Origin of the sequence: Bacillus sp. FCW2, assembly GCF_021228595.1 — a bacterium.
Lineage (GTDB): Bacteria > Bacillota > Bacilli > Bacillales > Bacillaceae > Bacillus > Bacillus velezensis.
In genome coordinates, this window is the sequence record NZ_CP089436.1 from 1824440 (window position 1) to 1846172 (window position 21733).

Sequence of the window (21733 nt, forward strand, 5' to 3'; positions counted from 1 at the left end):
ATATAATATTGTGAGAAAATATGACAACAATAAAAACAACCCGCTCGCCTTACGCAAGCAGGTTGAGAATGTCGTGTTTTTGTTTTTAACGGGGTTCGACGATTAACTTAATCGCCGTTCTTTCTTCTCCGTCAATCTGTATATCTGTAAAAGCCGGAATACAAATCAAATCTACGCCGCTTGGCGCGACAAAGCCTCTGGCAATCGCAACCGCTTTAACAGCCTGGTTTAAGGCACCCGCCCCAATTGCTTGAATTTCGGCGGCTCCGCGTTCCCTCAATACACCGGCAAGCGCGCCTGCTACTGAATTTGGACTTGATTTTGCTGAAACTTTTAAGATTTCCATTTCTGCTCCCCCTTAGTTTTACAATGGATAAGTGAGTGTTCATTAGAACAATCATTATTAGATGTTGCTATCCAAAAAGCCATCCCCACAATGCTTTTCAAAAATAGCGGGCTACCTTCCATTTCTACTATATTCACTAAGAAGTTGCTATATTCCTGCTTTTCCTTTTAATATTTTTATAAAATAAACACATGATCACCTATTCAAAGAACATATGGTCATCATTGATTAATATCCGTTCGATATTTACGGCCTTTTTCGTTTGATCGTCGATGTCAATGAGCACTCCGCTCAGCGTAGTTTTACCTTCCGCCACCGTAAACCGGACGGGAAGATTGGTTTTAAACCGCTTGATGACCGTTTCTCTGTCCATACCGAGAATTCCGTCGTACGGACCCGTCATGCCTACATCAGTAATATATGCCGTTCCTTTCGGTAAAATGCGGTTATCTGCCGTTTGCACGTGTGTATGGGTGCCTACCACGGCAGAGGCTCTTCCGTCTGTGTACCAGCCGATCGCAATTTTTTCGCTTGTCGCTTCGGCGTGAAAATCAATAAAAATGTACGGCGTGCGCTTTTTCGCTTCTTCTATTAATTCATCCGCTTTAGCAAACGGATCATCAAGCGGCGGAAGAAACGTCCGCCCCTGTAAATTAATGACGGCAAGCTCTTTTCCGTTCGATTTAATATAGGTAATGCCTTTGCCCGGTGTACCTTCCGGGAAGTTCGCCGGGCGGACAAGATGCGGCACATCATCAATAAAGTCGAAGATCTCTCTTTTATCCCACGTATGGTTTCCCATTGTAATGGCATCGGCTCCCGCTTCCATCAGGCTGTGGTAGATCTTTTCTGTCAGTCCTTTTCCGTGTGCTGCATTTTCTCCGTTAATAATTGTAAAATGCGGTTTATGTTTCGCTTTCAGTTTCGGGACATATTCTTTTACCATGTCGCGGCCCGGGGAACCGACAACATCTCCGATAAATAAAATTCTCATACATTCCATTCCTTCCTTTTCAGGGACTCAAAAAAATAAAGTGATGCGCTAAGCATCACTTTATTTTGCATACTCTACGGCTCGAGTTTCTCTGATTACGGTCACTTTAATGTGGCCCGGATAATCAAGCTCGTCCTCAATTCGTTTACGGATATCACGTGCCAAACGATGGGCTTCTAAATCATTAATGGAGTCCGGCTTCACCATGATGCGAACTTCACGGCCGGCCTGAATCGCAAATGATTTTTCAACACCTTCGTAAGACTCGGAGATTTCTTCAAGCTTTTCAAGTCTGCGGATATAGTTTTCGAGCGTTTCACTTCTCGCGCCCGGTCTTGCGGCTGACAGTGCATCAGCGGCAGCGACCAGAACGGCGATAATGGAAGTCGGCTCTTCGTCTCCGTGGTGTGACGCAATACTGTTAATGACGACTGGATGCTCTTTATATTTGGTCGCAAGCTCCACTCCGATTTCCACGTGGCTTCCTTCCACTTCATGGTCAATTGCTTTTCCGATGTCATGCAGAAGACCGGCCCGCTTGGCAAGCTTTGCATCTTCTCCAAGCTCGGAAGCCATTAAACCGGCTAAAAACGCAACTTCCATAGAATGTTTCAGTACGTTCTGCCCGTAGCTTGTACGGAATTTCAACCGGCCGAGGATCTTGATCAGATCCGGGTGGAGTCCGTGAACGCCGACTTCAAACGTCGTCTGCTCACCCATTTCCCGGATATAGTCATCAACCTCACGGCGGGATTTTTCAACCATTTCTTCAATGCGCGCCGGGTGAATACGGCCATCCTGAACGAGTTTATCAAGAGCGATTCTTGCCGTCTCCCGTCTGATCGGATCAAATCCGGAAAGAATGACTGCTTCAGGTGTGTCATCAATAATCAGGTCAATACCTGTAAGCGTTTCAAGCGTACGAATGTTACGCCCTTCACGGCCGATGATACGTCCTTTCATCTCATCATTCGGAAGATTGACGACCGATACCGTCGTTTCGGCAACATGATCTGCTGCACAGCGCTGCAAAGCAAGCGACAGAATGTTTTTCGCCTTTTTATCTGCCTCTTCTTTCGCACGGTTTTCGGTTTCTTTTGTCATGATGGCGATGTCATGTGAAAGCTCATTTTCAACCCGGTCAAGAATGATTTGTTTCGCTTCATCCCGTGTCAGGCTCGAAATGCGTTCGAGTTCTGACTGCTGCATACGAATCATCTCATCCACTTTGCTTTCCATCTCTTCAATATGTTGTTGTCGTTCATTCAGAGAATGATCTTTCTTCTCCAACATCGCTTCCCGTTTATCAATTCCTTCATGTTTACGGTCAAGATTTTCTTCTTTTTGAAGTAAACGGTTTTCTTGTTTTTGAAGCTCATTTCGTCTTTCACGAACTTCCTGTTCAGCATCTATTCGAAGTGTATGGATTTCGTCCTTTGCTTCAAGCAGAGCTTCTTTTTTCAGTGCTTCAGCATCACGCTTTGCATCTTCAAGGATTTGCTCGGCAGCACCGCGTGCGCCCGCAATCTTTGCTTCGGCAATGGTTTTACGAACATAGTAGCCAACAACTAAACCGAGCAGAGTCAGCAAAATGGAGATGAGAACCGTCATTGGGGTCATACTTTCACCTCCTCTTGCTATGAACTTGGTTTTTGCTTAAATAAGTGCCGGCATGTACATTGTTTGATTTTCTCAACATACAGAACCTTCACAGGGAATGAGTCTCTCATGCCCTTGTCAAGTTTAAATGGTTTAACAATCATGTTAAAAAAACAAATGTTACAACTTCATTGTAATTGTGTCGGAAATACTTGTCAAGCTTGCCAGCTTAACGATTCGCCTTCAGCTCGGAATCTTCGCCATGTATATATCATACCATACCTAGATCTGCTTTTCGTGAATGACGGCTCTGTCAGTCCGCCTGGTTAAGCAATTGATAAATTCTATTGTTTACCTGTCCCAATTTGGCGTTATTCTGAATGTTTGACAGTAATATGACATATTTGCTTGCCGAATGGCTGAAGCTGTTCAAAATGTTGTAACCGGGCATAACACCGTGATTGGAATAGCTTCCCGGATCAATGTAAAACCCCATGCCGTAAGCGGCACTGCTTCCTGCTGTAAACATTTTTGTGAAGCTTGCTTTTGAAAGGAGCGTGTTGTTTACGATCGCTTTATCAAATTTATAGAGATCTTCAGCGCTCATATACATGTCGCCTGCCCCGTACAGCTGCGATAAGTCCAAAAGGTGCGGCGTTACAAGACTGCCGCTCTCATCGACTTTGTAGCCGACGGCAGGATATTTGGCTTTGGCAAATGTTTTGTAAAATCCGGCATGCTTCATTCCGGCCGGTTTGAACACGTGTTCTTTTATATATTGTTCATAAGGCTCCCCGCTGACCTGAGATACGATATAAGCAAGCACTGAATAGTTGGAATCCCTGTAATCCCAAACCCCGGGCTGCCGTTTAATTCCGCGGTTTTCTATATCCTTGATTAAATCAATTGGAGAAATCGGTCCCTGACCCTCAATATGCCCGTTTATGCCGGACGTATGATTGAGCAGGTTTTTCAATGTAATGCGCGTGCCGTTAGGAAAATTCGGCAAGTATGTACTGACGGGGTCACTCGTCTGCAGCAGCCCTTTTTCTTCAAGCTGCAGGACAGCCGTCGCGATTAACGCTTTTTGTGAAGAACCGATATAATATGATGTCTCCGGATTGTTTTTAATTTTTTGTTTTCGGTCCGCATAGCCAAAGCCTTTTTTCAGCACAACTTTTCCATCTTTTACGATCATTGCTGTGCCGCTGAACCCGATCTGTTGCAAGTAATTGCTGATCTGTTTATTGTGATCGATTGATTTAGGTGTTTTCTCTTTTTGCGTCTTTTCTTTTTTCTGTTGAGTCTGGTCTTTTGAAGTATCAGATTGAGCGGCGGGAGCGCTTTTAACGGATTCCTTCTCCCGGTGATGCGCTGTGACGGTCCAGATCATAATAAAAACAGTGACAAGCAGCAGAAAAAGAAACAGCCCTCCCGTTTTCATCAGCTTCTTCTTTCTTTTTTTATTTATTCTTGTGCGGCGGGGGCTCGTCATCTTTTTTCCTCCTCAGATATAATTTCAACTTTCGCCATGATGTTAGACGAGTGAAGGGTGAAAAAAGTTGTAACATTCCAGATAAAATTTTCCGAAACAGCCAGTGTTTTTTGAAACACACAAAAAAAGAGCGGAAATTGCTTATTCCGCTCTTTTGATCGTGTTTTTATTCTTCTAATTCCATCTCTTCCTGAACTTCTTCCGCTTTGTCCGTTACACCGTTATTGTCCAAACCGTAATATTCACGGATTTGCTCCTGAATCATCAGCATGATGTCTTTATTTTCTTTTAAGAACTGCTTGGCGTTTTCACGGCCTTGGCCGAGGCGTTCTTCTTCATAAGAATACCATGAACCGCTTTTTTGGACGATATCCAGTTCAGTTCCAAGGTCGATGATTTCCCCTTCTTTGGAGATTCCTTCACCGTACATAATGTCCACTTCAGCCGTACGGAACGGAGGAGCGACTTTGTTTTTTACGACTTTAATTCTCGTTTTATTCCCCATGACGTCGTTGCCCTGCTTTAATTGCTCGGCACGGCGCACTTCAAGGCGCACGGAAGAATAGAATTTCAGCGCGCGGCCCCCCGGTGTCGTCTCCGGATTTCCAAACATAACGCCGACTTTTTCACGAATCTGGTTAATAAAGATTGCGATTGTTTTAGATTTATTGATGGCGCCGGAAAGCTTACGGAGCGCCTGAGACATAAGACGCGCCTGTAAACCGACGTGTGAATCACCCATGTCACCTTCAATTTCAGCTTTTGGAACAAGCGCCGCAACAGAGTCAACGACTACGATATCAACAGCTCCGCTTCGCACCAGCGCTTCAGCAATCTCTAGCGCCTGCTCTCCCGTATCCGGCTGAGAAAGCAGAAGCTCTTCGATATTGACACCGAGCTTTTGCGCGTAAACAGGATCAAGAGCATGCTCAGCATCAATAAATGCTGCCTGTCCGCCTTTTTCCTGAACCTCAGCGATTGCGTGAAGCGCTACAGTCGTTTTACCTGAGCTTTCAGGTCCGTATACTTCAATAATCCGTCCGCGCGGGTATCCGCCTATTCCGAGAGCGGTATCAAGTGCAAGGGAACCGCTTGGCACCGTTGAAATTCTTGTATCCGTTTTTTCTCCGAGCTTCATGATGGAACCTTTGCCGAATTGTTTTTCTATTTGCTTAAGAGCCATATCTAAGGCTGCCTGACGATCACTCATTTATTTTTTCCTCCTTTATCTTGCCACTACATATACTATACCTTGTTTACTGGCATTTGCCAAGAAAAAAGCGAACGCATATTCGGATTTTTTCCGCGTTCGCTTTTCTGCAAAAGAGCATAATTTCCCTTATAAAACTTAAAAATCAGAGAAAACGGCTCTTTAAAACTTTATTTTTGATCCAGCATTTTCAAAATGAGATGGCAGCCGTATTTAGCGGCGCGCTTTCTGATTCCGGTTCTTGAGCCGGCAAAGTTAAATTCGTGCACCTCTTCTTTTCCTTCCGCCGAAATGCCGATAAAGACGCGGCCGGGAGCATGCCCTTCCTGCGGGTCGGGACCCGCAACCCCGGTAAAGCTGATGCCGATATCGCTTCCGGTCAGCTTTCTCACACCGGCTGCAAGCTCTTTCGCACACTCTTTGCTGACCGCTCCGCTTTCTGCGAGCGTCTCAGCTTTCACGCCGAGCACATGCTGTTTCACGCTGTCGGAATAACAGACAACGCCCCCTGCAAATAGTTGAGACGCACCGCTTAAATCAGTCACCCACTCTGAAAACAGGCCGCCTGTAAAGCTTTCGGCAGAGGAAATCGTGATTTTGTTTTGTCTGCATGCTTTTGAAAGCTCCTTCACCAGAGACGTATCATCATATCCGTAGAAAAATTCACCGACACGTTCTAAAATGGCGGCTTCCGTTTCTTTTAAAAGCCGTTCTGTTTCTTTTTCGTCAGCATGTTTCGCCGTTAAACGCAGCGTGACCTCTCCGTCAGCAGCAAGCGGCGCAATCGTCGGGTTCGTCTGCGCATCAATGATATCTTCTAAATCAGCTTCAAGCTGGGATTCACCGATTCCGAAAAACCGCAGCACGGTTGAAACGATTTTCTCATTAGAACCGAGCTTTTTAAGAAGCAGCGGCTTCGCTTCATTTTCAAACATCGGACACAGCTCGCTCGGCGGCCCGGGAAGCAGCATATAAAGCCTTGAGCCGTGCTCTGCAAGCATTCCCGGCGCCATGCCGAAATGATTCGCCAAAACGTCTGAGCCCTCAATGACGAGCGCCTGTTTGCGGTTATTCGGCGACATGGTCCGTTTTGTTTTCACGAAATATTCTTCGATCGACCGGAATGCTTCGTCATTCAGAACGAGCGGGCGCCCCAGTGTGTTTGCAATGGTTTCTTTCGTTAAATCGTCCTTGGTCGGCCCGAGGCCGCCTGAAAAAATAATCAGGTCTGAGCGCTCTTCGGCAATGCGGATGACTTGCTTAAGCCGCTCCGGATTGTCACCGACAGCGGTATGATAAAACACGTTTACACCGATTTCCGCCAGCTCTTTACTGATAAACTGCGCGTTCGTATTGGCGATCTGGCCGAGCAGAAGCTCCGAGCCGACTGCAATGATTTCTGCTTTTTTTGCTATTTCCATCTTTAAGTCCTTCTTTCTTAGTTAGATGTTTTTAACGCATCCCAGTTCTTCGCAAAATAATCCCAGCCGGAAATGACTGTGAAGAGCACAGCTACCCATAAAGCGATATCGCCGAACGGGAAAGAAACGAGCTCAAACGGAAGATTATGCAGCAAAAGCGCGGCAACAGCGATGATCTGAGCCCATGTTTTAATTTTCCCCAGCATATTGGCGGCTACAACTTCCCCCGTTCCCGCCAGCACAAGTCTTAATCCCGTTACGGCAAATTCGCGGCTGATGATGATGATGACCATCCACGCCGGCGCAAGGTCAAACTGCACAAGCGTAATTAATGCCGCGGATACCAGCAGTTTGTCAGCCAGCGGATCTAAAAATTTCCCGAAGTTTGTCACGAGGTTCAGTTTTCTGGCGTAGTAGCCATCCACCCAGTCAGTCGTTGATGCGATAATGAATAAAACAGCTCCCGTAAGATGCGCTACCGGAATCGATTCATCCCCTATATGAACGCTGCCCCACTGAAAAGGAACAAGCATGATAATCATAAATACAGGAATTAAAGCGATTCTTGCCAGTGTGATTTTATTCGGTAAGTTAAACATAAAGCCCCTCCAATAATATGTACTCGGACGTGAAGAAAAAGTCATCTTAATCGTTCAGATGACTTTTCCCCTTTTATTTTTTCATCTTGATTGTGATGGTCTGCGCCATCACATCATGCGGATTGAGTTCATAGGACAGAACCTCTCCGTTGATTTTAATTTTCAGGTTAGGGGCATAGCCCGTGCGGATTTCAATCTGCTTTTGATCCGTGACGTCTTTTTTAAAGGTTTCGCCTTTTTGCAGCGTTCCTTCTTTTAAAGAACCGCCGCTGTCATCACGGACGCGGATCCATGCGCTGTCAGAAGCAATCAGTTCAAGCTTATACTTATCTGCCCCGGAGACGTTGTATGAAGAAGCTGAGCCTTCCGTTCCGGCCGCTTTGATCTCCGTCTTTTCACTGCTTTTTTCTTTCTTTTTCTGCTCTGATGCTTTTGTGTCCTTTTTATCTTTCTTGCTGTCAGATTGCGCTTCGTCATTTGTATTGCCGTCGTTTTTCAGCGCAGAATCCTTAGGAATCTCATACTTGCTCTCACTTTGGGTGACGGCTTTGTCTCCGTCTGTCTGCCCGGATTTACTCATTCCGAGCTGAATAATCGCATAAATGATCGCGATGACGATAATGACACCGATGACGACAAGGACGGTCGGAAGCCATTCCGCCGCCTTTGAAGCGGACTTAGGAAGCTCCCTTTGCATGGCAAGACCGGAGATTTTTTCCGACACATCGTCATGGTACGTGTTAGGGATGTCTTTTTTGTATTCTTCAAATAACTGATCTGAATCAAGCCCGACAGCTTCAGCGTATTGCTTGATAAACGCCCGCACATAAAAATTGCCGGGAATGACGTCATAATTGCCTTCTTCCAGAGCGGTTAAGTATCTTTTCTGAATTTTCGTCGCCGCCTGGAGTTCATCCAATGACATCCCTTTTTCCTCTCTGGCTTCTTTAAGCCGGATTGCTAATTCTGTCACAACAAACACCTTCCAATATTAAAAATCAAAGCTTGAAAAACCGGTCTGATCAAACATTTGCGGTTCTTCTGCATGTTCATATGTAATGACTTCGTCAGGATCATTTCTGAGTTCGATAATATAATCGAAATCATCGAGCGTATACTCCGAATTTTGAACAAAAATATCGGGGTGCTCCACGACCTTTGTCGCCGGAAGCCGCATAATTTCACTGACGAGCTGAAGATGGCGCTCAGATCCCCGTCTTGTCGAAACGATGCCGTCGAGGATAAACACGTTTTCCGTGCTGTATTCATCGGCAACCAGCTGGCTCCGGATCGTTTGTTTTAGCAGCGTTGATGATACGAAAAGCCATCTTTTGCTGGCACAAACGCTTGACGCAACGATGGACTCCGTTTTTCCGACCCTCGGCATTCCACGGATTCCGATCAGTTTGTGCCCTTCTTTTTTAAACAGCTCGGCCATAAAGTCAACCAGAAGACCGAGCTCGTCCCTTTCAAAACGGAAGGTTTTTTTGTCATCGGCATCACGCTGAATGTATCTTCCGTGGCGGACTGCGAGACGGTCGCGAAGCCTCGGTTCTCTCAGCTTCGTTACTTTAATGGTCTCCATTGTTTTTAAAATTGATTCCAATCGTTTAATTTGATCTATATGCCGGCATCTGAGCAGCATTCCCCTTCTGGAAAGGTCGACACCGTTAATTGTGACAATATTAATTGACAGCATCCCGAGAAGAGATGAAATATCCCCGAGCAGGCCGGGGCGGTTCACTTGAATTTCATATTCAAAATACCATTCGAGCTTTGCCAAATGATATACCCCCTCCATTGTGGCAAATTTTTACCTTCCTTTATCATAAAACATTTTTCTCTAATTAGAAAGAAGAATGTTGCTCTATAGAGGAAAACATAAAAAAAGAGAGGAGAAATCCCCCCTCTTAATGAGTGCTGTTATTTTCAACAAGCTTCACCATCATATTTGCGATGGCGCGCTGTTCATCTTCAGAAGCAACGCTCCAAAGATCAGCAAGCACTTTTTCCTGATGGTTTTTCGAGTCGACTTCGTTCGCAAGGTAACCGCCGATTTCTGTAGCGAGGTCAGTGATCGTTTCATCACTCATCCCTTTTTCCTGCGCATAGTTCAATCTGTCGCCAAGGAAATTCTTCCAATTATCCCAGTTTTCTAATACTGACATGTTGGGTTCCTCCATTTCATCTGTTGTTACAAAATTATTTTGTCCGTGCAGATGCAAACTATACACACATTTTTTTCAGCAGTGCCAGCCGCCGTTTACGGATAATATATGCCCCGTAATATAGGAAGCCTTGTCCGATAATAAAAAGGCCGCCGCTTCGGCGATTTCCTCCGGCTTTGCCAGCCGGCCCGCGGGAATTTCCTCTGCCAACGCTTCTTTTTCATCAGACGTGAACTGATCAAGCATATTTGTATCAACGGCACCCGGCGAGACTGCATTCACGCGGACGCCGCTCGGAGCAAGCTCTTTGGCAAGCGCTTTGACGAACGAATGCTGCGCTCCCTTGACCATGCTGTATAATACCTCGCACGATGCGCCGGTTTCTCCCCAGACGGAACCGATCGCGACGATGCCCCCGCTTTTTTTCCGGATCATGCCGGGCACCAGATTACGCGCCAAAAGAAACGGACTCGTCACATGCAGCTGCACCATCTCCCGCGCCGTGTCATCCGTAACGTCCGTAATCAGGCCGAAATGACTTTTGCCGCTGTTTAATATCAGAGCGTCCACAGGCTGCTTAACGGAACGGCTGAGTGTCTCCGCGCCATCCGGTGAGGACAGATCCGCCTGAATAACGGAGGCTTTTACGCCGAATGATGCGCTCAGCCTTTCCGCAAGCCTGTGTGCGGCTTCCTTATTAGAATGATAATGCAAAAGGACGTCATATCCGTTTTTTGCGAGGACTTCACTTATACTTTGTCCGATTCCGCCGCTTGCTCCGGTTACGAGCGCTGTCTGTTTCATCAATCAATACTCCTTCTTTCCCCAGAAAAACATCCCTCAGGGCGTGAGGGATGTTTTTGTTATGATTTTGGCACGACTTTGCAGACTGTCAGCCTGTCTTCTGATATTTCTTCTTTAATGACCCGCTTTACGTCTTCTAGCGTAATCTGCTCCAGTACGGTTACGACATCAAACAGACTCATATCTAAAAAGGCGTAGCGTGTAAATTGGTTGGCGATATATTCAGGCGAATTGAGCGCTTTTAAGAATGACCCGATCTTCTTTTTTCTCGCAAGATCAAGTTTTTCCGCAGTCACGGCTGATTCCGCATCAAGCAGCATGTGTTTTAATTCGTCAGCGAGCTTATCCGGCTCCGGTGTATCTCCTCCGACAGAGGCAAAACCGAATCCGTATTCAGCCGTGTAATCAAAGCTGAAGGTTTCATCAATGTAGCCTTTGTCGTACAAGTCACCGTAATGCGGTGAGCTTTTTCCGAAGAGACATTCAAGCATGAGGTTCATGCTGAGCTCGTGCTTCAACAGCTCCTGCCCCGTTTTATAAGGGTCTTTCGCCTTTAAGCCGACAAGACATTTTGAGCCTTGCACGTTCATTTTTAACTCCTGCTCCCGGCGGAAAACCGCTTCCTGCTCCTGAACTTCTTCACGTTTGATTTCGGGCTGGTCTGTAAAAGGCTTTTTCTCCTGGTTTTTCCGCACCTGGCTGATGACCGCTTCAGGATCTGCGGGACCGACGATAAAGAGCAGCATATTGCTCGGGTGATAAAACGTTTCGTAGCACTCATACAGCAGATCTTTCGTAATATGTGAGATGCTCTCCACCGTTCCGGCAATGTCAATTTTCACGGGGTGGTCTTTATACATATTTTCGATAAGGCCGAAAAACAGCCGCCAATCCGGATTATCATCATACATATTAATTTCCTGGCCGATGATGCCTTTTTCTTTTTCAACTGATTTTTCCGTGAAATACGGGTCCTGAACAAAATCCACGAGTGTTTCCAGGTTTTTCTCCACATTAGAAGTGCTGGAGAACAGATAAGCGGTTCGTGTAAATGATGTAAAGGCATTTGCCGACGCCCCCTGCTTACTGAAGTCCTGAAACACGTCGCCGTCCGCTTTTTCAAACAGTTTATGCTCCAGAAAATGCGCGATTCCGTCAGGGACGTGTACCATTTCTTCCTTATTTAAAGGAACGAATTGATTGTCAATGGAACCGTACTTTGTCGTAAACACGGCGTATGTTTTATTAAAGCCCTGTTTCGGCAGCACATAGACATCAAGGCCGTTTGCCATTTTTTCATGAAACAGCGTTTCCTGAAGCTGTTCGAAGTTTATCGGTTTAGTCAAGATGCTCCCCCCGTCCCTTTTAAGAAATAAGTCGTATCCAGCTTAATGTTCTTTCCGACATTGATAATGTCCTCTTTTGTCACTTTCTCGATATTGTCAAGGAATCTTTCGATCGGTATCTCTACTTGGGCCGAGGCCTGCTGATACAGAAATTCCGCTAAACCGTATGCCGTATCAATGGTTTCTAATACTTGATTTTTAATAACGGCTTTCGTTTGGGCGATATCATCTTCTGAAAAGTCACCGTTTTGCATAGCCTGAAACTGTTCTTCAATGATGGTGACGGCCTGCTTGTAATTTTTCACCTCAATGCCCGACATGACCATCAAAAGCCCTTTGAAGCTTTCCACCCTTGAGGCTGCATAATAGGCGAGGCTCGCTTTTTCACGGACATTTATAAACAGCTTTGAATGAGAGAAACCTCCAAACAGCCCGTTAAACACCTGCAATGCAGGATAATCCGGATCTGTATATGTCGTATTGGTCCGGAATCCGATATTCAGCTTGCCCTGCTTGACGTCCTCTTCATCAATGACTTCCTTCGGATCGGGCTGTTCATTCGCCGCGCTTCTTTCAAAAGGCTGCAGCTCCCGTTCTTCCGTTTTAAAATACGTATCAACGGCCGTTTTCACCTGATCTGTATCAACATCGCCGATGACGTACAGGTCCAGCTGATCTTCGCGTATGGCTTTTTGATAGGCTTCATACAAATCTTGCGGTGTAATGTGTTCAACATCATCGAACTCTCCGTTGACGTGAAGGGCATACGGTTCGCTTTTGCACATTTCCTGAACGAGACGCAGATTAGAATATCTCATCTTATCATCATATACGGCTTGAATCCGCTGTTTCAGCGTCCGTTTTTCCTGCGTGACATAAAGGGGCAGGAAGGCGCCGTTTTCCAAAGCGGGCGAAAAGACAAGCTCTGATAAAAGCTGAAGACCTTTTTCCAATAACGGTGTGCGGTCCTTCAGATACTTTTCATTAGGAATCTCAAGTCTGAACGTAATGACATGACGTTCTCCCTTTTTTGTCAGATCAGCTGAAACGGATGTGCCGTACAGCTCATCAAAATAAGACCGCAGATCAGCGGTTTTCGGGCGGCTTTCTGTTCCGCGCAGAAGCACATGCGGAAACAGCGCCCTTTTTGTTACGAGCTCTTTCGTTAAAGGAGCCAGCATTTTAAACGTCAGCGAAACGGTTTTAAATTTCTCGGTCTTTACGATGTGGGCGGTGATCCCGCCGTGCTTTGACTTCATTTCATTTACGTAAGTCATGTGAAACCTCCTTCGTTCATTCTTTCATAGTATGTATTATGACCAAATTTGAGCATTCGCAAAAAAGAGTACGCAGATGTAATTATATCAACTGGAGGATTTATAAGGAAACAAAAAACCTCTGCCCGAAAACAGGCAGAGGCATTGAACGTTATTTTTTCAAATTGAAAGGCCACCAGTTGGCTCTTCCGAATATTTTCACCATGACCGGTACAAAAAACGGAAGGACGACAATTGCGTACATGAGAAGGCCTGTTAATACCACGGTTGCAATCTGTAATAAGGAAAGAACGCCTGACGGCAGCATGGCCGCAAAGGTTCCCGCTAAAATAATCGCCGCAGAAATGATGACGGAACCCATATTTTTCATACTGCTGATCATTGCGGGTTCCGTTCCTTCTTTTTTAAGCTCATTAAAGCGGTCCATTAAAAAGATGGAATAATCCACGCCAAGAGCCATCAAAATGACAAAGCCGAAGAACGGCACGGCCCAGTTTACGCCCGGATACCCGAAGAAGTGTGTAAAGATGTATTCCGTCACGCCGATGGATGCGAAATACGTCAGTACGAGCGACGCCACTAAATAAACAGGCATAATGAGGGAGCGCAGCATCACGATGAGAATCAGAAAAATTCCCGCCAGCATAAACATTGCCGTCCGTTTGAAGTCTGAATCCGATACTTCCTTCAGATCGGCATTCATGCTGGAGACTCCCGAAACGCCGAAGGAAGCATTCTTCAGATCCGTGTTCGGAATGGCCCTTTTTACGCTCGCTTTGATCGCTTGAATATCTTGAATGGCCGTATTTGAGTAAGGATTGTTATCAAGAACGACAGTCAATTCTGTCGTTTTTCTGTCATCTGACATGTACGTATTAAACACGCTTGTGAAATCACTGTTTGTCAACGCGTCTTTCGGCACAAACCAGCCTGTCATTTCTTTGTCTGACGCCTTGTGAAGCTCACCCAGGTAATCATTCGCCCCCATCATGCCGCTTGATACTTTCTTAAGCCCTTTTACACTGTCGTTAAGGCCTGAAGAAAGATCGCTGAGCCGGGAAGAAAAATCGCCGAGACCGCTCTGCATTTTTTTCTGGCCCTCCGCGAGCTGTCCCGCCGCCGATTCAAGGCGCGGCATTTGTCCTGCGAGAGCCCCCTGTCCGTCTGACACTTGCTGCAGTCCGTTTTCAATACTGGTCAGACCGTTGATCATTGCGTTAATTTGAGTGTCAATCTTCTTCTGAGCGGCTGCCAGCCGGGTAAATTGTTTTTCCGCTTGCTGCAGATGAGCCTTTTGAATGTCGACCTGTTTAGAAAAAGCTTCTGCATCCGCGTTTGCCTTGGAAACGGCTGACTGTACACCCGTAAAGGACGATTTGATTTCTTGGTAAGAGGGATCGGTTTTGACTGACGGTATTGACGCTTCCAATTTTGCAAACGGCAGACGGGCAAGCTGCTTGTTCAAATCGGCAAGCTGTCTGCTGGCTTCATCTTTCATCGGCAGGACGGTTTTTACCAATTTTAAAGCGTTTTGCGTTTCTGAAGCGAGACCGCTGTTTTGGCTGAGCTGTGAAGTCAGCATTTGTTTTTGCTCTTCAATCTGCTTTCTCATCTGGGCGACGCCGGCTTTATTCTCGTTCACGCCAGCCTGCAGTTTATTCAGGTTTTCTCCTATATCAGAAAGCCCGGATTTCAGAGACAATGTTCCGTCAATAAGCTGATTGACGCTTTTCCCCGACTCTTCGATCTGCGGCTGTGAATCAGCTAACGACTTTGCGGCATGCCCTAATCCGTCCGTAATTTTTTCAAGTCCTGTATTGCCTTTATCAAGCCCTTCTTGAAGCTGCTTTGCCTGATTTGTGACAAATAATTGATTCAATCCGTTTCCGGCAGGGCGCGTGGCGCTTCTGACCGTTTTTACACCCTCTGTTTTTTCAAGTTCTCTGCTGATTTTTTCGATATCAATCAGGTGTTTTTCGGTATTTAGAGTCTCATCATTTTTGATGACGACTGTGGCCGGAAGAAGTTCTCCCGGGCCGAATGCGTCTGAAATCGTATTAAACGCGCGGACGGATTCATATTTATCCCCGATTTCGTCAAGACTGTTGTAAGATAGCGACCCTTTGTAAAGAAGGATAGGCGGGACGGTGAATACCGCAACGATTGCAAGACTGATGAGCGGCCTTTTAAATGAAAACCGCCCTGACGTTTCCCATGCTTTGCTTTGAGGATGGGAAATATCGCCCTTAACAGGCCAAAACAGTCTTTTTCCTAAAACAGCCATAAAAAACGGCACGATCGTCATGAGCGCAAGCAGCAGCACCGCGACACCGACCGCAACGGCGGCTGCCGACTGATACAGCTTAAATGTCGCAAATCCGATGCAGGCAAATCCGATCAGCACCGCACCGCCGCTGTACAAAACCGTCTTTCCGGCCGTTTTGTAAGTCACGACGATCGCTTCTCTTATATCAGCGCCATGCGACAGTTCTTCTTTAAACCTGCTGAGAAGCAGAATGCAGTAGTCTGTACCGATTCCGAACATAATCGCAACCATAAAAATCTGAGTAAAAGTTGAGAGCGGAAAATTCAGCTGATCGACTAAAAATGCGACAATCGACTGGCTGACTAAATAAGATATCAATACTGATAAAAGCGGCACAAACGGAGCGACCACTGACCGAAATACAAGAATCAGCACGATCAGGATAAAAGCAACCGTTATATATTCAGTCTTTTTTAAGCCGTCCTGTGAGCTTTTTAACACATCTTCGTCGATCAGCGATTGGCCTGTAATGCCGTATGATACGCCGTACGGTTTCAGCTCTTTATCAATTTTATTTTTTATTTCGATGATATCGTTTTTGGATGTATCAAGCTGCAGCTGAACGAGCATCGTTTGTCTGTCTTTTGACAGCAGCTGTTTTTTGATGTCGTCATTTTTCTCCCCGAAGTATGAAGTCACCGTTTTAATCTGAAGCGCTTTTTTATGTTCAGACAAAGTGCTGACGGCTTCTTCCAGACGATCTTTTTTGTCTGTCATTAAGCCTTTTTCGTGAAATACGATGACGGCAGAAGAAGACGGTGCATCTGAATCAGACATTTCATCAAGCAATTCATGTGCGTAAGAAGAGGAATATCCGTCCGGTACGGAGATCTGCCCTTTCTCCCGTGTCAATTCAGCCATATCAGGCGCTGTAAGCATAAATATCACTGTTGCGGCGACCCATACCGCGGCGATGATCCAGCGGGCTCGGATAATGTTTTTCATTATGTCTGCTGATCCTCCTCAGTCATCATCAATCGATATAATTTTTCATATGTATTCACGAACATCTCCGCCTCGTCTTCATCAAAATACATAATATATGAACGGACGAGTTCCTCAATCCGCCGCTCCACACGGTGAAATACTTCCGTCCCCTTTTCCGTGACATTTAAAAGTATGCTCCGGCGGTCGCTTTGGCTGCGTTCTCTATTGATGTAGCCTTTTTCATACAGGCGGTTCGTCATAGATGTAATGGCGCTTTTATTGACGTGGCACACCGCGGCCAGTTCAATTGATTTGCAATCGGGATTGAGCATAATATAGCGAAGTATGTAATATTGGTCCAATGTCAGCTCTTTGTTCACTTTTTCAGCGATAATGCTGTCAATTTTTTTTAAGACGTGCAGGTATACATCGGAATAACGCTGAATCAGCTGCTTTACTTTTTCTTCATGCACCTTTTCCCCCTCCTTCCGATAGTTAATATGTTTAACTATTAAAAAGAATAACGACTTGACGGTATCATGTCAATCTTCAAAATAAAATAAAAAAAGACAGTGCAGATTACACCGTCTTTAATGATTCCTTTTTTTCTTTTGCTTGTGATGAGATATTTAACAGCGCTAAAAATACAGACACAATGCCGCAAAAAGCGGATAAAATAAAAATCAGCCAGCCTGCATTTGACATCAGGGCAGCAAAGATCGGCGGTCCCGCCGCTACTCCGATAAACCGCATGCTGTTATAAAATGAGGTGATGGTTCCCGATTCCTCGTTGTCTACGCCTTCTGTGATGACAGCGTCTAAAGCCGGCAATGCCATTCCGATACCGATACCGCTGACACACAAAAAGATAAATAATAAATAAAAACTGTGATTCCACCATAGGCCGATAAACGACAGTGTCACGGCACTCATTCCGAAAACGATGCAAAACTTCATTTTGCCTTGGTCTTTTCCGATTTTTCGGCCTGATATATATGAACTGACGGATAGAAATAAAAGCGGGATTGCCAAAAGCGCTCCTTTAGCCACACCGTCAATTCCGTATTTCTTCTCCAGTGAGTCTGATAAATAAAAAAGAACCCCGAACAGCAAAAACATAATCACGCAGCCGATGATAAAAACCGTAAAGAGCCAGCGTCCGTCACGCTTAAATATGCGGCCGACATTTTTCACAAATTCGGAAATAGAAGGCGCTTCTTTTTGTTCCTCCGGCTTTGCCACCAAAAACAATACGAGAAAAAAACTGATGAGCGAAAAAAACGGAATGAACCAAAACGGCATAAACCAAAACCATGCAGCCAAGAGCGACCCGAGAATCGGGCTTATTACTTTCCCGGCTGTGTTTGACGTCTCAATGTCGCCGAGCCCCGCGGTAATCCGCTCATCATCCCCTTTGAATAAATCACCGATAAACGGCATCACTACAGGAGCCGCCCCTGCCGAACCGATTCCCTGCAGCACCCGCCCCGCCAAGATAATGGGATAAGGATGCTTGAACGCGGTGGAAGCTATCGCGGCAAGCGCTCCGCCCGCACCGGCTATGAGAAGACAAGGCAGAAGAACCTTTTTTCTTCCGAATTTATCGGACAGATATCCGGCAATCGGAATACAAATAATCGCCACAATCGAATAGACCGTTATAATTAACGATACTTGAAAAGACGATATGGACAGCTTCTTTTCAATCATCGGAAGCACTGGAATCAGCATGGAATTCCCGAGTGTCATCACGAGCGGTACAGAAGCCAGAGCAATGATATTTTTCGTTCCATTTTTCTTCTTACTCAACTTATTCACCCATTCACTATACTTGGTTGTTTCCTGTTTTATTGTGCCTTGCAGAAAACAAAGTATGTACTGAAACGGCAAATAAAAAAACAGACACATGACGCGTCTGTCTTAAAAACGTTTTCTTACAACATGAAAACTGAACTTATCAGCCCGGAAATAATTTAATGAATACAGCACAGGTTCATCATTCTGATTATAGTGGGTTTGCTTCAGCAATAAAAGCGCCGTCTCCGGCTCGCATTCCAAAACCGGCGAAATCGTATCGTGATATCCGATCGGTTCGATATCAGCAACGGCATAGCTGATCACAGACCCGGAGTTTTTTTCCAAAAGATCAAAAATAGACTCCTGTTCATGACAGAAAGAATTCGGCAGAATGTGCATCGGAATCGTATCTAAACAGTAAACGACCGGAGTGCCGCTTGCCGTTCTCACGCGTTCCAAATAAAAAAGCTCCTGCTCAGGCTCAAGCCGGAATCTAGCGATATCTTCATCAGACGGCGTGATGACCTGAGACGATAAAAAAATCGTACCCGGCACCATGTTCGCCTGCTGAATCGTTTTCGTCACGCTGTTGAGCTGTTCAATACCTGAAAGAAACAGCGGTTTTGTATGGACGAAAGTGCCCACACCGTGCCTTCTGATAATCACATGCTCCTCTTCAAGGATACGCAAAGCTTCACGCAGAGTTGCCCGGCTGACACCCATTGATTTTGAAAGCTCAAATTCAGAAGGAAGCTTTTCCTTTTCGGTGTAAATTCCGTTTTGTATATCCTCTTTGATTCGCTCAATCACTTTTAGATACAAGTGACGATTGTCAGCTTTTGTAGACATGTTTCCCCTCCGTAAACCACTTTCATAAATTATTGAACAATTGGGACAACTATATCATGTTTTGATAAAAAAATAAATAGGAATGATTTTGGTGATAACATTTTCAGTGAAAACTCTCTCCTTTTTAAGAAGAGAGCTCATCATATTGTTCCTTAGATAATAGTACTTCCCTCGGTTTGCTTCCTTCATACGGCCCGACGACGCCCCGTTCCTCCATTGCGTCAATCAGACGGGCAGCTCTCGTATATCCGATTCTGAACCGCCTTTGAAGCATGGAGACTGATGCCGTCTGCATGCCGATAATCAAATCGACCGCTTCGTCATAGAGATCATCCGTTACTTCACTGTGTGTTTCCGAAACTTCTTCCGGAATCATCTCTTCTTGATACTGCGCTTTTTGCTGCGTAATGACATGATCGACGACATGCTCAACCTCTTCATCGGATAAAAATGCCCCTTGCACACGCACCGGCTTATTTGCGCCTACAGGCAGAAACAGCATGTCTCCGCGCCCCAGAAGCTTTTCAGCGCCGCCCATGTCTAAAATCGTCCGTGAATCGGTCTGAGATGAGACACTGAAGGCGATTCTTGACGGAATGTTGGCTTTAATAACACCGGTAATAACGTCGACTGAAGGCCTCTGTGTCGCGATAATCAAATGAATTCCCGCTGCCCGCGCCATCTGTGAAAGTCTCGTAATTGAATCTTCCACGTCGGAAGAAGCGACCATCATCAGATCGGCAAGCTCGTCAACGATGACGACGATGTATGGCAGCTCAGGCTGCTTGACTTCTTCTTCGGCATTTGACCGCTTGATATGGTCGTTATAGCCTTCTATATTTCTCGTACCCGTATGGGAGAACAGCTCATAGCGGCGCTCCATCTCATTGACGACCTTTTTCAAAGCCTGCGAGGCCTTTTTCGGATCTGTCACGACCGGCGCAAGCAGATGAGGAATGCCGTTATACACATTCAGTTCAACCATTTTCGGGTCAATCATCATCATCTTCACTTCATGCGGTTTGGCCCTCATCAGAATGCTCGTAATAATACCGTTGACACAGACGCTTTTTCCGCTTCCCGTTGCCCCCGCTACGAGCAGGTGGGGCATTTTGTTCAGTTCGGCAAGCACGGCTTCCCCGGAAATATTTCGTCCCAAGCCGATCAGAAGCTTCGCGTCCGGCTTGTCATTGAGCTTGGATTCAAGCACTTCTTTTAACGAAACCATCGCAACTTCAGCATTGGGCACCTCGATGCCGATTGCCGATTTACCCGGAATCGGCGCTTCGATCCGGATATCCTTCGCGGCAAGCGCGAGCGCGAGGTCATCGCTCAGATTCACGATTTTACTGACTTTGACCCCGACGTCCGGATACACCTCATATTTTGTGACCGCCGGACCGAGATGAACTTGGGTCACTTTCGCCTTTACGCCGAAGCTTTGAAAAGTCCGTTCGAGTTTTCTTGCATTCTCGTAAATGTTTTTCTTATCGGTCTGCTGGCCGGTATGTTTCGGGTCAGCCAGTATGTCCAATGAAGGCATTTGATAATCTTTATTTTCAAGCTCTGTAAACGTCATCGGCGGAGCCGCAGCCGTTTCGCCACTGTCTTGAGCGCCGCCGGAAGGCTCATCTTTTGCCGCTTGTGCAGCCTCCTGCGTTTTTTCCGGAATCAGCGGTTCGGCGGGCTCTTCCTGACGGTCTGAAAAGCTTGAAATAATCGGCTCTGAATGGATGATCGGCGAAATGATTTCCTCATCCTCTTCCTCCGGTTCAGGCTCTTCTTTTTTCTTTTGAACCCGTTTTTGTTTTTTGCCCGATTTTGTTTTTGTTTTCGGCGAAGACATATTCGTTCTGACCGTTTTCATATCCTCAAGAAATGCCTGCCACTGGCCGCGGATAAACCGGCCGACGGGGCTCGTCCACTTTTTGAGCGTTTCCTGCAGTGAACGGCCCGTTACAAGAATCAGCCCCATTAAGATCAGCACGATCGCCATGATTTGTGAACCCGTTGATGCAAATAAAAAGTGGGAAGCTGCAAACAGTACCGCGCCGATCATGCCGCCGCCCAAATCAGGGGAAGCAGCCTGCTGTTTCATGTCAATCATAAACAGCTCCCACGTGTTGCCGATGACACTTGCCGACCGAATCGACCCGTGATGAGACAGATTTTTAAAGAGCTGCACGTGAGACAGCAGCAATATACTGGCGATAATACAGTACAATCCTGCCTTTCTTCTCGTTAAAAGGCTTGGACTCTTCTTTTTCCAAAACAGCGAAATTCCGAGAAGGAAGAGCGCAATTAAGCATAAAATAAACCACTCTCCGGCAAAAAAACGGAACAAGTACACAAATGTCTGTCCCACAACGCCGAGCTGCAAAACAGCAATAATCGAGATTGCAACACAGAGCAGTCCGCTTAGTTCGTATTTTAGATTGAGCTTACTCTCTTGTTTCTTTTTAGATTTCCGTTTTTTCTTTGCCACACTCATCACCTTACTGCGTTAAAAAATGTAAAATCATACATCATGAAGAAAAGCAGCCTTTTGCCGGCTGCATTTTTCTGTAGGATTCCC

18 protein-coding genes are annotated in these 21733 nt (G+C 45.8%); all 18 read right to left on the minus strand.

Features of this window, described 5'->3' with window-relative positions; all coding sequences use genetic code 11:
• Window positions 1–85: 85 nt before the first annotated feature.
• On the minus strand, window positions 86–346 hold the full coding sequence (gene spoVS, locus K3G25_RS09330) for a stage V sporulation protein SpoVS (protein ID WP_003154135.1): 261 nt from the start codon (window positions 344–346) through the stop codon (window positions 86–88).
• Between the two features lie 199 nt (window positions 347–545).
• Window positions 546–1340, minus strand: coding sequence for a TIGR00282 family metallophosphoesterase (locus tag K3G25_RS09335; RefSeq protein WP_003154137.1), 795 nt, complete (start codon window positions 1338–1340; stop codon window positions 546–548).
• 60 nt (window positions 1341–1400) lie between these two features.
• Window positions 1401–2960, minus strand: coding sequence for a ribonuclease Y (rny, locus tag K3G25_RS09340; protein ID WP_003154140.1), 1560 nt, complete (start codon window positions 2958–2960; stop codon window positions 1401–1403).
• Between the two features lie 292 nt (window positions 2961–3252).
• A complete protein-coding gene (locus K3G25_RS09345) occupies window positions 3253–4434 on the minus strand; it encodes a serine hydrolase domain-containing protein (RefSeq protein ID WP_017417799.1) in 1182 nt (393 codons plus the stop codon).
• Window positions 4435–4600: 166 nt separating this feature from the next.
• Window positions 4601–5644 (minus strand): recombinase RecA, encoded by a 1044-nt coding sequence (gene recA / locus K3G25_RS09350; RefSeq protein WP_003154145.1) that lies wholly within the window; start codon window positions 5642–5644, stop codon window positions 4601–4603.
• Between the two features lie 170 nt (window positions 5645–5814).
• Window positions 5815–7065 (minus strand): competence/damage-inducible protein A, encoded by a 1251-nt coding sequence (locus tag K3G25_RS09355; protein WP_021493669.1) that lies wholly within the window; start codon window positions 7063–7065, stop codon window positions 5815–5817.
• Window positions 7066–7082: 17 nt separating this feature from the next.
• Window positions 7083–7664 (minus strand): CDP-diacylglycerol--glycerol-3-phosphate 3-phosphatidyltransferase, encoded by a 582-nt coding sequence (pgsA, locus tag K3G25_RS09360; RefSeq protein ID WP_007409821.1) that lies wholly within the window; start codon window positions 7662–7664, stop codon window positions 7083–7085.
• Window positions 7665–7737: 73 nt separating this feature from the next.
• Window positions 7738–8637, minus strand: coding sequence for a helix-turn-helix domain-containing protein (locus K3G25_RS09365; RefSeq protein WP_014417801.1), 900 nt, complete (start codon window positions 8635–8637; stop codon window positions 7738–7740).
• Between the two features lie 18 nt (window positions 8638–8655).
• Complete coding sequence (locus K3G25_RS09370) at window positions 8656–9447, minus strand: DUF3388 domain-containing protein (protein ID WP_003154149.1); 792 nt, start codon at window positions 9445–9447, stop codon at window positions 8656–8658.
• A gap of 127 nt (window positions 9448–9574) precedes the next feature.
• Window positions 9575–9832 (minus strand): DUF3243 domain-containing protein, encoded by a 258-nt coding sequence (locus K3G25_RS09375; protein WP_003154150.1) that lies wholly within the window; start codon window positions 9830–9832, stop codon window positions 9575–9577.
• Window positions 9833–9907: 75 nt separating this feature from the next.
• On the minus strand, window positions 9908–10636 hold the full coding sequence (gene ymfI, locus K3G25_RS09380) for an elongation factor P 5-aminopentanone reductase (RefSeq protein ID WP_061862203.1): 729 nt from the start codon (window positions 10634–10636) through the stop codon (window positions 9908–9910).
• Between the two features lie 59 nt (window positions 10637–10695).
• A complete protein-coding gene (yfmH, locus tag K3G25_RS09385; RefSeq protein ID WP_072177013.1) occupies window positions 10696–11982 on the minus strand; it encodes an EF-P 5-aminopentanol modification-associated protein YfmH in 1287 nt (428 codons plus the stop codon).
• Window positions 11979–13259 carry an EF-P 5-aminopentanol modification-associated protein YfmF gene (yfmF, locus tag K3G25_RS09390; RefSeq protein WP_012117578.1) on the minus strand — a complete coding sequence of 427 codons (1281 nt, stop codon included), beginning with the start codon at window positions 13257–13259 and terminating at the stop codon, window positions 11979–11981. Before yfmF ends, yfmH begins: the two co-directional genes overlap by 4 nt.
• Window positions 13260–13410: 151 nt before the next feature.
• Window positions 13411–16530, minus strand: a complete 3120-nt coding sequence (locus tag K3G25_RS09395; RefSeq protein WP_232489707.1) for an MMPL family transporter — start codon at window positions 16528–16530, stop codon at window positions 13411–13413.
• Window positions 16530–16985 carry a MarR family winged helix-turn-helix transcriptional regulator gene (locus K3G25_RS09400; protein WP_003154157.1) on the minus strand — a complete coding sequence of 152 codons (456 nt, stop codon included), beginning with the start codon at window positions 16983–16985 and terminating at the stop codon, window positions 16530–16532. Before K3G25_RS09400 ends, K3G25_RS09395 begins: the two co-directional genes overlap by 1 nt.
• 106 nt (window positions 16986–17091) lie before the next feature.
• Window positions 17092–18321: a bacillibactin exporter BcbE gene (locus K3G25_RS09405; protein WP_017417794.1), complete on the minus strand. Its 1230-nt coding sequence runs from the start codon at window positions 18319–18321 to the stop codon at window positions 17092–17094.
• 111 nt (window positions 18322–18432) lie between these two features.
• Window positions 18433–19158: a GntR family transcriptional regulator gene (locus tag K3G25_RS09410; RefSeq protein WP_007409813.1), complete on the minus strand. Its 726-nt coding sequence runs from the start codon at window positions 19156–19158 to the stop codon at window positions 18433–18435.
• 124 nt (window positions 19159–19282) lie between these two features.
• Window positions 19283–21643, minus strand: a complete 2361-nt coding sequence (locus K3G25_RS09415; protein WP_061861466.1) for an FtsK/SpoIIIE family DNA translocase — start codon at window positions 21641–21643, stop codon at window positions 19283–19285.
• Between the last annotated feature and the right edge of the window lie 90 nt (window positions 21644–21733).